Annotated in this window: 14 protein-coding genes; 6 read left to right on the top strand and 8 right to left on the bottom strand. The window is 59.6% G+C overall.

The features are described 5' to 3' along the window. Positions 1-71 precede the first annotated feature (71 nt). The 3 genes from zur to MRK42_RS03100 are packed head-to-tail and all read left to right on the top strand — an operon-like array spanning position 72 to position 1,214. Positions 72-530, top strand: coding sequence for a zinc uptake transcriptional repressor Zur (zur, locus tag MRK42_RS03110; RefSeq protein WP_026457366.1), 459 nt, complete (start codon positions 72-74; stop codon positions 528-530). Continuing rightward, positions 520-981, top strand: coding sequence for a chemotaxis protein CheX (locus MRK42_RS03105; protein WP_026457367.1), 462 nt, complete (start codon positions 520-522; stop codon positions 979-981). Before zur ends, MRK42_RS03105 begins: the two co-directional genes overlap by 11 nt. Before the next feature lie 5 nt (positions 982-986). Further along, a complete protein-coding gene (locus MRK42_RS03100) occupies positions 987-1,214 on the top strand; it encodes a hypothetical protein (RefSeq protein WP_338611758.1) in 228 nt (75 codons plus the stop codon). An 83-nt stretch (positions 1,215-1,297) separates the two neighbouring features. Here the strand turns inward: MRK42_RS03100 and brnQ are convergent, their stop codons facing one another. Together brnQ and MRK42_RS03090 are read right to left on the bottom strand one after the other, a co-directional pair. Continuing rightward, entirely contained in the window at positions 1,298-2,560 is a 1,263-nt protein-coding gene (brnQ, locus tag MRK42_RS03095; protein WP_061476443.1) for a branched-chain amino acid transport system II carrier protein, read from the bottom strand. A 236-nt stretch (positions 2,561-2,796) separates the two neighbouring features. Continuing rightward, on the bottom strand, positions 2,797-3,507 hold the full coding sequence (locus MRK42_RS03090; protein ID WP_042070415.1) for a methyltransferase: 711 nt from the start codon (positions 3,505-3,507) through the stop codon (positions 2,797-2,799). Positions 3,508-3,626: 119 nt separating this feature from the next. On the opposite strand from MRK42_RS03090, the gene srmB reads away from it, so the two are divergent. Then, positions 3,627-4,853 carry an ATP-dependent RNA helicase SrmB gene (gene srmB, locus MRK42_RS03085; RefSeq protein ID WP_026456887.1) on the top strand — a complete coding sequence of 409 codons (1,227 nt, stop codon included), beginning with the start codon at positions 3,627-3,629 and terminating at the stop codon, positions 4,851-4,853. A gap of 76 nt (positions 4,854-4,929) precedes the next feature. Here srmB and MRK42_RS03080 read toward each other — a convergent pair whose 3' ends face one another. The 4 genes from MRK42_RS03080 to rnr are packed head-to-tail and all read right to left on the bottom strand — an operon-like array spanning position 4,930 to position 9,158. Further along, positions 4,930-5,385: a GNAT family N-acetyltransferase gene (locus MRK42_RS03080; RefSeq protein WP_042070416.1), complete on the bottom strand. Its 456-nt coding sequence runs from the start codon at positions 5,383-5,385 to the stop codon at positions 4,930-4,932. 56 nt (positions 5,386-5,441) lie between these two features. Next, the gene (locus MRK42_RS03075; protein WP_042070540.1) at positions 5,442-6,008 is read right to left on the bottom strand and encodes a Crp/Fnr family transcriptional regulator; all 567 of its coding nucleotides are present in this window, start codon (positions 6,006-6,008) and stop codon (positions 5,442-5,444) included. A 4-nt stretch (positions 6,009-6,012) separates the two neighbouring features. Then, positions 6,013-6,762, bottom strand: a complete 750-nt coding sequence (rlmB, locus tag MRK42_RS03070; RefSeq protein WP_042070417.1) for a 23S rRNA (guanosine(2251)-2'-O)-methyltransferase RlmB — start codon at positions 6,760-6,762, stop codon at positions 6,013-6,015. After that, positions 6,759-9,158, bottom strand: a complete 2,400-nt coding sequence (gene rnr / locus MRK42_RS03065; RefSeq protein ID WP_042070418.1) for a ribonuclease R — start codon at positions 9,156-9,158, stop codon at positions 6,759-6,761. The genes rlmB and rnr overlap by 4 nt, the downstream gene beginning before the upstream one ends. Before the next feature lie 133 nt (positions 9,159-9,291). Here rnr and MRK42_RS03060 point away from each other — a divergent pair, with 133 nt between their 5' ends. Further along, complete coding sequence (locus MRK42_RS03060; protein ID WP_042026641.1) at positions 9,292-10,314, top strand: GGDEF domain-containing protein; 1,023 nt, start codon at positions 9,292-9,294, stop codon at positions 10,312-10,314. A 119-nt stretch (positions 10,315-10,433) separates the two neighbouring features. Here MRK42_RS03060 and ompA read toward each other — a convergent pair whose 3' ends face one another. Both ompA and MRK42_RS03050 read right to left on the bottom strand, forming a co-directional pair. Beyond that, positions 10,434-11,468: a porin OmpA gene (gene ompA / locus MRK42_RS03055; protein WP_042026642.1), complete on the bottom strand. Its 1,035-nt coding sequence runs from the start codon at positions 11,466-11,468 to the stop codon at positions 10,434-10,436. 282 nt (positions 11,469-11,750) lie between these two features. After that, entirely contained in the window at positions 11,751-12,761 is a 1,011-nt protein-coding gene (locus MRK42_RS03050) for an SGNH/GDSL hydrolase family protein (protein ID WP_026456202.1), read from the bottom strand. Between the two features lie 250 nt (positions 12,762-13,011). On the opposite strand from MRK42_RS03050, the gene MRK42_RS03045 reads away from it, so the two are divergent. Continuing rightward, entirely contained in the window at positions 13,012-13,392 is a 381-nt protein-coding gene (locus MRK42_RS03045) for a NirD/YgiW/YdeI family stress tolerance protein (RefSeq protein ID WP_042070422.1), read from the top strand. Positions 13,393-13,461 lie beyond the last annotated feature (69 nt).

Here is a 13,461-nt window from a genome sequence, read left to right as displayed (position 1 = left end):
TGAATTTTGTCGCCGCGCCATGCGGGGCCCTGTGATAGTATCCGCCTAATAGAAAGGGTATTTGCGCGATCATGAATCAAGACCAACTTTTACAACGGGCCGAACGACTCTGTATACAAAGAGGGATCCGCTTCACCCCGACCCGTCGCCAGGTGTTTCGCCTGCTGGCGGCCCACGGCAATGCCATCAGCGCCTACGACCTGCTGGCCCAGCTGCAACAGACGGAAGCCAATGCCAAGCCCCCCACCGTCTACCGGGCACTCGATTTTCTGCTCGAACAGGGGTTTGCCCACAAGGTGGAGTCGCTCAACGCCTTTATCTTCTGCTGTCACTTCGATCACGCCCATCCGATGCAGTTGCTCATCTGCGACCAGTGCGGGGATGTGGTGGAGCTGCATGATGCGGCCATCGACAGCGCGTTTTCAGAGCAGGCCCACCAGCATGGCTTTACTATTACCAATAAGACAATTGAGGCACATGGCCAATGTGCCCGCTGTACGCCCACTGTAGGAAGTCATCATGAAGGCTGATTTTGTAAACCCGTTCCTGCTCTCTCTGCTCAATGTGCTCTCGACCATGGCACAGCTGGAACTCAAACCGGGCAAACCGAAACGCAAGATGGATGAACTGGCCCGTGGCGACGTTTCCGGCCTCATCGGCATGGTGGGTCCGCAGACCCGCGGCTCCCTCTCCATCAGCTTCGAGAAGGGGCTGGCGCTGGAGATCATGCGCCGCATGCTGGGTGAAGCCCCTGCCAACATCAACGAGGAAGTGACCGACATGGTGGGCGAGATCACCAACATGGTCACCGGTGGCGCCAAGCGCATGCTGGGTGAGAAGGGTTACGAGTTCGACATGGCCACCCCCATCATCGTCTCGGGTCCCAACCACACCATCTCCCACCGCGCCGACGGCACCAAGATCATGATGCCCTTCGAATCCGAATATGGCCGTGCCACCATCGAAATCTGCTTCGAGTAACCTCTATGTGGAAAGTACTGAAATGGATTTTCATCTGCTGGGCCCTGCTGCTGATCCTCTCCGATATCCAGATCAGCACCTCGCTCTACAAGTACGAGGATAACCGGGTGGTGATCAACTTCCCCCGCTGGCAGGCCCAAAAACCCTGGGGCACTTTCGAGTGGCACGCCGGACGGGTGGCGGCCCACTGGTATGGCATGGATGGCAAGCCCGAAACGGGCCCAAGGATCTGACCCTCCCAACCGGTCAGATTCAAAAACCAGACAACAAAAAGGCCAGCTGATGCTGGCCTTTTTGTTTATTTCAGTGACGAGGTTCAGGCGGCTTCGGCAGCCAGCTTCTCGCTCGGACGTACCACCATGCCCACCACGCAGGCCAGCAGGGTCGGCATCAACCAGGCCAGGCCCTTGTCGAACAGCGGCAGGAAGGCAAAAGCATCCATCTTCATGCCGGCAGCACCCAAGCCATCCAGGCAGCCGAACAGGAAGGCGACGATCAGCACACCGCGGAACACCAGGCGGGGACGACCGAAGTAACCTTTCAGGAAGGTGACCAGCACCAGGGCCACAGCCACCGGATAGATGGCAACCAGTACGGGGATGGAGAGGCTGATGAGCTGGCTCAGACCCACGTTGGCTACCACGGCACAGATGGCACCCAGCAACACCACCAGTTTCTTGTAAGCCATACCGGTCAGGTTATGGAAGAAATCGGAGCAGGCGGAGATGAGGCCGACCGCAGTGGTGAAACACGCCAGAGTGATGATGGCTGCCAGAATGAACTGACCCGGCTGGCCGAACAGGCTCAGCACGTAGGCGTTGACGATGGCGCCGCCGTTGCTGACGTCAGTCGCCACGCCCGCAGCGGTATTACCCAGCTGGAACAGGGAGACATACACCACGGACAGACCCACGGCCGAGATCAGGCCGGCGATGGCCAGATACTTGAACTGACCCTGATAGTCATTGATGCCCTTCTGGCGCAGCAGATCCACGATCAGCGCACCGAACATCAGGGAAGCCAGGGTATCCATGGTGTTGTAGCCTTCTAGGATCCCCTTCACGAAGGGGCTGTTCTGGTAGTCACCGGTCGCATCCGGCATGGCGCCTTGCGGGGCGGCAAAGACACCGATGGCCAGCGCCAGCAGCAGCACCATCAGCACCGGAGTCAGGAACTTGCCGATGGCATCCATCAGCTTGCCCTGGTTGAGGGAAACCACGATGGCCAGCCCGAAGAAGATCACGGTATAGGCGGCAAGACCGGCCTGACCCATGTCACCGATGAAGGGCTTGAGACCCATCTCGTAGGCTACCAGGCCAGTACGGGGTGCAGCAAAGGCCGGACCGATGATGATGTAGATGGCGACGGCCAGCGCGGTCGCCACGCCGGCAGGCAGCAGCTTGGTCATGCCGGCCCAGCCGTTGCCGGCCTTGGCCACGGCAATGATGGTGATGAGCGGCAGACCGACCGCGGTCACCAGGAAGCCCAGCATCGCCAGAGAGAGATGCTCACCGGCCATGTAACCGGCCAACGGCGGGAAGATGATATTACCGGCGCCCAGATAGAAGGCGAAGGTCATAAACCCCAATCCGAGTACATCGGACAATGTGAGTGATTTCGTCAAGTTCAACCTCGTCTGTCTTGTAACTTATTGCTTGTTATAGTTTTTATCGGTCGCTGACCGGGTGTGTTCAGGTGGGTAAAAAAAAGAGCGCCGCGTGTTTTTTCATCACAACCAGTGATTTTCGCTGGTCTGGAGCGGGCGCTCGATCTGCAACCAGCATAATGGCGTGAAAAAATAGTTCAAGACGAAATTTACATCTTCAAATAGAAGGGGCTGGTCAGTTGGATGTATCTGTCGGAATAGGTTCCATCAGCAGAATGGATCACAATTTCACCCCTGTCACACCTGTTTAATCCTCTACCAAGCCGCAATAAAACACGATTTGCCTCTTTTCCAGCCCTGGTGATAACAGCTGTATAACAAACGGCATGCAGATCATAATCTCCCGAAATGCATAAAATTTCATCCGCCATGGCGGTCGGCACAATCAGCGCCAATTCACCGGAAGGCGCCAGCAGACGGTTGCTTGCTGCCAGCAATCCATGGCTGTCGAGGGCGCCGGTATGACGGGCCAGCGCCCGCGCCGGATCGCTGAATGCCTGGCCTGCCACGAAGTAGGGGGGGTTCGAGACGATGAGATCATAAGGCGCGGCCTGATACTCCTGAATGGCGCTCTCAATGACCTTGATGCGCACCGCCCAGGGGGAGGCAGTCACATTGTCCCTGGCCTGGTTCACCGCATTATTATCCAGCTCTACCGCATCGATGACGCAGTCAGATCTGCTGCGCTGGGCCAGCATCAGTGCGATCAGACCGCTGCCGGTCCCGATATCCAGCACCCGGTGGACGTTGGCAACCGGGGCCCAGGCTCCCAGCAAGATGCCGTCCGTACCGACTTTCATGGCACAGCGGTCATGATCGACATGGAATTGCTTGAAGGTAAATCCGCGGCTACGCCCCATCTGGCCCCCGTCATCCGAAAAAATGGTGGGGGATTATAGCGGCTAACCCACTCTCGCCATAGGAGCCGACGAGATAATCGCCTATAATCTGCCGTTTCCTTAAATGACCGAGTATTGCCATGAGCCAGTCCTTTGATGATTTCGACCTGCATCCCGCCCTCAACCGGGCCTTGGCCGAGATGGGATTCACCCGCCCCACCACCATCCAGCAGATGGTGCTGGAGCCAGCCCTGGACGGCCGCGATATTCTGGCATCCGCACCAACCGGCACCGGCAAGACGGCTTCATTCCTGCTGCCGGCACTCCAGCACCTGCTGGACTTCCCGCGCCGCAAGCCGGGTCCCTGCCGCATGCTGGTGCTGACCCCGACCCGCGAACTGGCCCTGCAGGTGACCGCCCACGCCAAGGCGCTGGCGGCCCACACCAGCCTCAGCATCGAAACCATCATCGGTGGCGTCAGCCATGAAGAGCAGCTGCCGGCCCTGACCAAGACCACCGACATCGTCGTGGCCACTCCAGGCCGCCTGCTCGAGTACATCGAGAAAGAGGAGTTCGAGAGCCACGACATTGAGGTACTGGTGCTGGACGAAGCGGATCGCATGCTGGACATGGGCTTTATCAAGGATGTGAACCGCATCGTGGAAGAGGCGCGCTATCGCAAGCACACCATGCTGTTCTCCGCCACCCTGGAAGGGGCTGGCCTTGAGAAGTTCGCCAGCGAGATCCTCAAGGATCCGGTAGAGCTGCATGCCGAACCGCCGCGCAGCGAGCGTCGCCCCATCACCCAGTGGATCCATCTGGCCGATGACGCCGCCCACAAGCTGGCCCTGCTGGTGCACATCCTGAAAAACCCGGAAACCCAGAAGGCCATCATCTTCGTCAAGACTCGTGAGCGGCTGGCGGAGCTCTCCGGCCAGCTGCAGGCAGCCGGTGTCTCCTGTGCCTGGATCCGCGGCGAGATGGAGCAGAGCAAGCGCATCGAGTCGATCCGCAAGTTCCATGAAGGGGAAGTGCCCTTCCTCATCGCTACTGACGTGGCCGCCCGCGGCATCGACCTGCCAAACGTCAGCCATGTCATCAACTACGACATGCCCTATGGCGCCGATGTCTACGTGCACCGCATCGGCCGTACCGGTCGCGCCGGCAACCGTGGCTGCGCCATCAGCCTGGTGGAAGCCCACGACATGGCCATGGTCGCCAAGATCGAGCGCTACACCGAGGAGCGCCTCAAGCGCCGGGTGATCGATGAGCTACGCCCCAAGCACAAAGAGGCGCGGGTACCGGTGAAGAAGAAAAAGCCGGCCGATGCCAAGAAAAAAGCAGCCAAGAAGAAAAAGAAGAAGTGATCTCTGCCAGATAAAAGAGAAGGGCCATCCCGCAGGATGGCCCTTCTGCATTCTATGTTCTCTGACAAGGGCGCTGTTACGCGACTGACTTGCGCATCCCCATATGGGGAATATCGTCCTCCAGATACCCCTCTCCCTCGGCCAAGAAACCGTGTTGGCCATAGAAGCCCTGCAGATGGGCCTGTGCCCCCAGCCAGATGCTGTGGGCCGGCCAGCGCGTCTCACATGCCTTCACCGCCTCGCCGATCAGCTGATGGCCGAGGCCATCGCCCCTTGCCCTCGGCGACGTAACGACCCGGCCGATGGCGGCGCCGCTGTCATCCCCGATCCCGGGCGCCATGATCCGGGCATAGGCGGCCAGCAGATCCCCGCGATAACCGAGCAGGTGCCACACTCCCTCGCGGCGATCCAATCCATCCAAATCCTGGAAGGGGCAGGTCTGCTCCACCACGAACACCTCGGCGCGCAGGGCCAGCAACTCGTACAACTCGTCAGTGGTCAGTTCAGACCAGGGCTTCAGGATCCAGTTCATCGGCGACTCCATCTCGATTCGAACGGCCAGCATAATCCGGGCACGGCCAGCCGGCATTAACCTTTGTTAATTGCTTTCAGCCGTTTGCGAATGCGGCTCAGGCTGATGGGGGTGATGCCGAGGTAGGCGGCGATCAGGTGATCCGGCACCCTGGCATCCAATCCGGGGAAGCTTGCGAGGAAATGCTGGTAGCGGGCCTGGGGGCCCTCGGTCAGGAGCAGCAGCTCTTTCTCCTCCTTGATGCGCAATTGCACTTCCAGCAGATGCCGGTACCAGGAAGGCCAACAGGAGAGCTGGCGCAGATCGGCCAGCTGGAACAGCTGCAACCGACAGGGCTCCAGCGCTTCCACGCTGTAGCGGGCCGGCTCACCGCTCAGCAGGTGGTGAAAGTCGAGAAACTCGTCCCCCTCCCAGTAGAACTCCTTGATGTACTCGCGGCCATCCGCCAGCACCACTCGGGCACGCAGCAGCCCCTGTTCCACCCTGACCAGCAGATCCGGGTTGTCCCCTGCATGCCAGAGGTAGTTTTTGGTGGCAAGCGTCAGCGAGCGAGCAAAAGAGAGGAGGCGCGCGGCCTCCTGCTCATTCATGACCTGCTCCCAGCGAAAGGGAGGTCTGTCCATCATGTCAGGCGCGGCGCTGACGCACGGCTTCAAACAGGCAGACGCCGGTCGCCACCGAGACGTTGAGGCTGGAAACCGCCCCCGCCATCGGGATACTCACCAGCTCATCGCAATGCTCGCGGGTGAGACGGCGCATACCCTTGCCCTCTGCGCCCATCACCAGCGCCATGGGACCAGTGAGTTTCGCCTGATAGAGGTCGTGATCCGCCTCGCCGGCGGTACCGACGATCCAGACGCCACGCTCTTGCAGCTCGCGCAGGCTGCGGGCCAGGTTGGTGACCTGAATGAGCGGCACCACTTCGGCGGCGCCACAGGCGACCTTGCGCACGATCGGGGTCAGCCCGGTGGCCTTGTCGCGCGGCACGATCACCGCATGCACTCCGGCCGCATCGGCGCTGCGCAGGCAGGCACCCAGGTTGTGCGGATCGGTCACCCCGTCCAGCACCAGCAGGAAGGGGGCGGTTTTTTGCTCGGCCAGCTTGTCCAGCAGGCTGGCCAGATCGTGCTCGGCCAGCTTGGGTGCCTCTTTCACCCGGGCCATGATGCCCTGGTGATTGTTGCCCTCTGCCTTGTCGTCAAGCGTCTTGCGGTTCACGCTCTGCACCTTGAGGCCGAGCGCATCCAGCTCGGCCAGCAGGGGCTGCAGCCGCTCATCGTCGCGACCCTTGAGGGCCCACACCTCGATGAAGCGCTCGGGGGTGCGCTCCAGCAGCGCGGATACAGCGTGAATGCCGTAGATCAGTTCAGTACTCATTTAGTGCTCTTGGCCTTGTCGCGAGCCTTCTTGCCCGGTCGTCTGTTGCTGGGTTTGGCACGGCCGCCCTTGGCGGGTTTGCCGCTATCCTTGCCCTCTTTCTCTTTGCGCTTTTCGTGGCGCTCGGCGCTCTTGGCCTTCTCCTTCTTGATCTCGGCCATCTTGCGCACCGCCTGCTTGGCGTTCTTGCCGGTGATCTTGAGGGGCTCTTCCACCATCACGAAGTCGATCTTGCGATCGTCCAGGTTCACGCCCATCACCTTGACCCGCACCTTGTCACCCAGACGGTAGCGGCGGCGGAAGTTCTCGCCGATCAGCTGCTGGTGCAGCGGGTCGAACTGGTAGTAGTCGTTGGTGAGGGTGCTGACGTGCACCAGACCGTCGATGTGGATCTCGGCCAGACGCACGAAGAAGCCAAAGCCGGTGACGCTGGCGATGACGCCGTCGAACTCGTCACCCACGTGATCCAGCATGTACTCGCACTTGAGCCAGTCGGCCACGTCGCGAGTGGCGTCATCGGCGCGGCGCTCGGTCATGGAGCAGTGCTCGCCCATCGGATCCACTTCTTCCAGCTGGTAGTGGTAGCCACCGCTCGGGGTCCACTTGTGGCGCAGGTTGGCCTGCTGCTCCTTGGCGGTCTGATACTTGATCGCCCGGTGCAGGATGAGGTCGGGATAGCGACGGATCGGCGAGGTGAAGTGAGCGTAGGACTTCAGCGCCAGACCGAAGTGGCCGATGTTGTCGGCCTGATAGATGGCCTGACGCATGGAGCGCAGCAACATGGTGGAGAGCAGCTCCGCATCCGGGCGCCCTTCAAACTTGGCGGCCAGCTCGGCAAAGTCTTTCGGCTCGGGCTCCAGGCCCCCCTTGAGCTCCAGGCCCAGCTCGGCCAGGAAGTCACGGAAGCCGGTAAGGCGCTCTTCACCCGGACGGTCGTGCACCCGGAACAGGGCAGCAGCCTCGTTCTTCTCGATATAACGGGCGGCAGCCACGTTCGCCTGGATCATGCACTCTTCGATGATCTTGTGGGCGTCGTTGCGCACCAGCGGCACGATGCGGTCGATCTTGCGCTGGGCGTTGAAGATGAAGCGGGTCTCTTCGCTCTCGAACTCCACCGCACCGCGCTGATGGCGGGCATGCTTGAGCGCCTTGTAGAGGTTGTTGAGCTCCTCGATGTGGCCCACCAGCGGCTCGTACTGCTGGCGCAGCTTGGGATCGCCATCCAGGATCGCCGCCACCTTGGTGTAGGTCATGCGGGCATGGGAGTTCATCACCGCTTCGTAGAACTTGTAGCCGGACATGCGGCCGGCGGCGGAGATGGTCATCTCGCACACCATGCAGAGGCGGTCGACCTGCGGGTTCAGGGAACACAGGCCGTTGGAGAGCACCTCCGGCAGCATGGGCACCACGAACTCGGGGAAGTAGACGGAGTTGCCGCGCTGGTAGGCCTCGGTATCGAGGGCGGTGCCCGGCTTCACGTAGGCGGACACGTCGGCAATGGCGACCCACAGGCGCCAGCCGCCGCCGCGCTTGGCTTCACAGAAGACGGCGTCATCGAAGTCGCGGGCATCTTCCCCGTCGATGGTGACCAGCGGCAGGGCGCGCAGGTCGATGCGTCCCTCTTTGGCCTTCTCCGGCACCTCTTCACCCAGACCGGCGACCTCTTTGGTCACCTCTTCCGGCCAGGTGTGGGGAATGCCGTGGGTACGCAGGGCAATCTCGATCTCCATGCCGGGGGCCATGTTCTCACCCAGCACTTCCAATACGGTACCGACCGCGTTGAAACGGGCGGTGGCGCGCTGGTTGATGCGCACGACCACGACCTGGCTCTGACGCGCGCCCTTGTTCTCCCCTTCCGGGATGATGATGTCCTGGCCGATGCGGCTGTCGTCGGGTACCACGAAACCGACGCCGTTCTCGACGAAGTAACGCCCGACGATGTCCGCCTCGCGGGCCTTGAGCAGGCGCACCAGACGCGCCTCCTGGCGGCCCTTGCGGTCGATCTCGGTCGGCTGCACCAGGGCGTAGTCGCCATGCATCAGACGCTGCATCTCGCGGTTATTCAGGAACAGATCCGGACCACCACCTTCCGGACGCAGAAAACCGAAGCCATCCTTGTGGCCGAGCACATATCCTTTGACCAGATTCAGGCGATCCGGCAGGGCGTAACATTGGTTGCGGGTGAATACCAGTTGCCCGTCGCGCTCCATGGCGCGCAGGCGACGACGCAAGGCTTCCAACGGCTCTTCATCGGTCAGCTTGAGGACCTTGGCCAACTCTTCACGGGACATGGGCTTTTCATGGCCCTTGATGAGGTCAAGAATTAGCTCTCGGCTGGCGATGGGATTCTCGTATTTTTCGGCCTCGCGTTCGAGGAAAGGATCTTTTTGAGACATAAGCAGGCCTTAGGATTGGTGGTAACGGTGCCATTATATCGGAGGGGGGGGCGAATGGCATCCATCGGCTGCCTTTTGGCCACTCTCTCTGTCATACTCTCCTCAGTTTGCCGGTATGTGAGACACAGAACTCATGAGTAAGGACACTTTTGCCCAGTCAGCCGCCTATCTCAAACAGGCGGTTCCCCTGATGATCAAGTACCAAATCCCCACCACACCTGACAATTATCATCTCTGGTACAACTATGTATCGGCCAGCATGCCCGAGCTCAACCAGGCCATCGATCAGGCCATCAAGCTTCAGGGCACCTGCTCGCTGACCACCTGCGAGCGCCTCTATCACCAGCACCTCGCCGCCCAGGATGAGCAGCAGATGGAGGCGATGAAACTCAGCCTCGCCGCCATGGCCAACGAGCTGGGTCACTCGATGCAGGATGCCATTTCTGATACCGGCCTGTTTCAGGAGATGCTCGACAAGAGCTTCGACAAGCTGAGCAAGATCGACGACGAGGGGTTGAGTCTGGAGGACACCATGGGGATCCTGCGGGATCTGGTGCGCGAATCCCGCGATGTGCGCATGTCCACCATGCACTTTCGCAACCAGCTCAGCAATGCCGAGAAAGAGATCAAGGAGCTGCGTGAGGCGCTCAACGAGACTCGAAAACTGGCCAACGAGGACGCCCTCACCAACCTGCTCAACCGGCGCGCCTTCGATTTCGAACTGGAAGGATTGATTCGCAGCAAGCACCCCTTCTCGCTGATCCTGGCCGATATCGACAGGTTCAAGAACTTCAATGACGAGTATGGTCACTTGCTGGGGGATCAGGTGCTGCGGGCTTTCAGCAAGCGGCTGCGCGATGCCTGCAAGGAGGGGGTGACGGCCTATCGCCTCGGCGGCGAGGAGTTTGCCCTGCTGGTGCCCCATCGCAATCTGGCACTCAGCAGGCAGATGGCGGAAAGTATCCGCCGAGCCATCGAGCGTATGTCGGTACTGGACCGCAAATCTGGCCGTCGCATCGACCACATCACCGCCTCATTCGGAGTGGCGGAGCACAACGGCCAGGAAGGTGTCGACAGCCTGGTCGAGCGCACCGACAAGATGCTCTACAAGGCCAAGGATCTGGGCCGCAACCGGGTGATGCCACTCCCGTCCTGATGTCTTGCCATCTGCTCGTCACCATCAACAAAAAAGCCAGTCAATTGAATTGACTGGCTTTTGGCTATTCAATATGAGGCTGCTCGCACAGCCCCCTAGTTCGGGTCAGGATCAGGAAATTACTCCTGAACTTCGGCCACCCCTTCCACCTTCACTTCAACACGACGATCCGGTGCCAGACAGACGATCAACTCACGCTTGGACTTGCTGACGCAGCTGTCCCCGGTGACCGGTGAGGACTCGCCACGACCTTCCACATTGACCTTGGAGGCGGGAATACCCTTGCCGACCAGGTAGTTGGCTACGCTCTGGGCACGCTGCTCGGAGAGCTTCTGGTTATAGGCATCGGAGCCGATACGGTCGGTGTAACCGATCACGGTTGCCACCCCATCCTTGGGTCGGGCCTCTTCAATCTGGCTATAGAGGGAGTCCAGCGCCTGGCCCGCTTCCGGCTTCAGAGTAGCTTTATTGAAGTCAAACAGCACATCGGAGCTCAGGGTGAACTGCTTCTCGACCATCACGGGCTCGGGAGCCGGCTCGGGAGCGGGTGCAGCAACCACGGGAGCGACCTGACCGAAGCGGTAAACGGCACCCAGCGAGAGCAGGCCGTTGTCCATGCGCACACCCGTGTCTTCACGGCTGCCATAAGGTGTTGAGTATTGATATTCGAGGCGTGCGGCCCAGTCACGGTTGAAAGCGTACTCGGCACCCAAGGCACCGACGACGACGAAGCGGCTGTCACTGTCGAAACGTTCACTGTCAGCCCAACCATAACCACCACCGATACGACCGTAGAGATCCAGGCTCTCGGTGACCGGGAAACCCAGCTTCAGGGTCAGCTGAGCCAACTGGGACTTCACGCTATCGCCGAAGGCAGTACCGGCGGCAGTGGTAGCGTCATACTTGTATTTGCCCAGGTAGTCATAACCCAGCTCGATACCCAGATTCTGGTTCACCTGATAACCGGCAAAAGCACCGGCACCCAGTGCATCGTTGGTTTCATCGCCAAGGGTAAAATTGTTGCTTTCATCAATGCCGTAGAAGTTGGACCAACCCAGCTTGGCACCGCCATACCAGGTGTTGTCTTGGCCTGCTGCCTGGGCATTGGCCGCGAGCAAGCCGGTAACCAACAAGGTAATCAATGACTTTTTCATGTTTTAGCCTCTGCAACTTTATGTAGGAGGGGTTGCTTGATACCACCCCATCTTATGGGCACGACCACATCGACTGCGATCGCAGCATATTAACGTTAGTCCATTTTCAAGTGCTTGATACCAATTAACAAAAAACACCATAACCCAGAAACGTTCACAAACACAGCACAAGCGTCTGATTTTTAGACAAAGTTGTGACATGTAAACGGCACAGGAAAGGGAGCCATAAAAATGCGGGGCCAACATGATGTTGGCCCCGCACCGGTGTTTACAGATCGCGGATCAGCGACGAATAAACTCGTAATGCTGTTCGATGAAGGCGGCGACCCGCTCCCCCATCGCCTTGTGCACTGTCGCGGTCGGGTGCACCTGATCCCAGAACATGTGTTCATCGCAGTTCCGGGCTGCCGCACTGCGGGCCGCTTGCGGGCTCACAACAGCCTGGGCCAGGATCGGGTTGCCGGCCACCGCCAGACGCTCTGGGACGCTCAAGGCTGGCGCCTCGCTCGCATCGGAGAAGGGCTTCCATAGATACCCGCCGCCATAGCAGGCGTGCTCGATGTCGCTCAGCCCGAATTTCTGGGGATCACCGACCATCTCGTCAAACTGCTTGTCCACTTCGAACATCTTGACGATGCCAAGGGGGGCCAGCTCGCGCGAGAGATTGAGCAGCCGCTGGTTGTGATAGCTGGCTACGTGGCGTACCTGATCCACTACCTTCATGCTGTTGGCGGATGGAGTTCTGCCCAGATCCGGGATGTTGAACAGCAGGATCTGCTGCGCCCCGTTGAGCACCAGTCGGTTGGATGCCAAGCGGATGGTCTCGATCACCCGATCGGCATCCTTCTCCTGATTCCAGCCATAGGCCAGATAGTCGTTGGCCCCCACCCAGATCACCACCAGATCGTCGGGACGCAAGCTGTCCTTCGCCAGGAACTGATCGATCTCGTAGTCGAGGTTGTTGATCACCTGATACTTGGGATCCCAGGCCCAGAAGTTGAGCCAGCCCAGCTTGTTGTAGGCCACCGCCGTCGCCCCACCTTCAGCCTCGTTAGCCAGCTGAAGCCCGGGGAAGTGTTCGTCTCGCAACCGTTCCAACCAGACCGGGCCATTGCTGAAACGCCCCTCATAATAGGGAGGGCTGGAGGGGAGATACCCCTTCATCTTCTTGTACATCTTGCCGGTGTCCGAGAGGCTGTCACCAAACATCACGATCCGGGAAAAGCTCGGGCGCTCCACCGCCTGAGCGGTCAGCGCCAGTAACCCCAATAAACAAACAAGCCATTTTTTCATATTGTTATTCTCATTGATTGAGCAGGCAGAGCCCGCAACTCGTCCTCAAGCCGCAACGACGTCGGGAATGCGTCGAACCAGCCCCTTACTAACCAGACGACAGATTACAGATTCAAATGAAATTGAACACGCCGAGCTGTGCGATTAAATCGATTGCGCTCTCATTCGTCGGCAAAAAGTGCCGTTCTTTCACGCTTGTTTCACACCTGCCTCGCCAAAATGGCCCCATACCAACGACAGGAGCATAAAAATGAACAAAGCAAGCGTAATCGGACTGGTGGCCCTGATGTCTGTCTCTTCTTTCGCCATGGCGGCCTACACCGGCCCCCAGGAGCAGAACAAGGTTTCCGTCGCGCAACTGAAAGACTTGGCTGATGACAGCTGGGCCACCCTCGAAGGCAAGCTGGTCAAACACCTGGGCGACGAAAACTACCTGTTCCGCGATGCCAGCGGCGAGGTAGAAGTCGAAGTGGATCAGGACGTATGGCGTGGCGTCGAAGTGGGTCCGGACGATCTGATCCGCATCCGCGGTGAAGTGGACCACAGCTGGAACAAGACCGAGGTAGAAGTGGAATCACTGGAGAAAGTGGGCGCGGCTCCCCAGGCCAAAGGTGGCTTCATCGGTAAATAATGGCAACACCATGCCAGTCAGAACCAACAAGGGCGCTTGATATCAAGCGCCCTTTGTCGTTATTGCCGG

Origin of the sequence: Aeromonas sp. 19NY04SH05-1, from assembly GCF_040581895.1 — a bacterium.
GTDB lineage: Bacteria > Pseudomonadota > Gammaproteobacteria > Enterobacterales > Aeromonadaceae > Aeromonas > Aeromonas enteropelogenes.
Note: the sequence above shows the minus strand (reverse complement) of the source record. Positions and strands in the feature narration are given on the sequence as shown.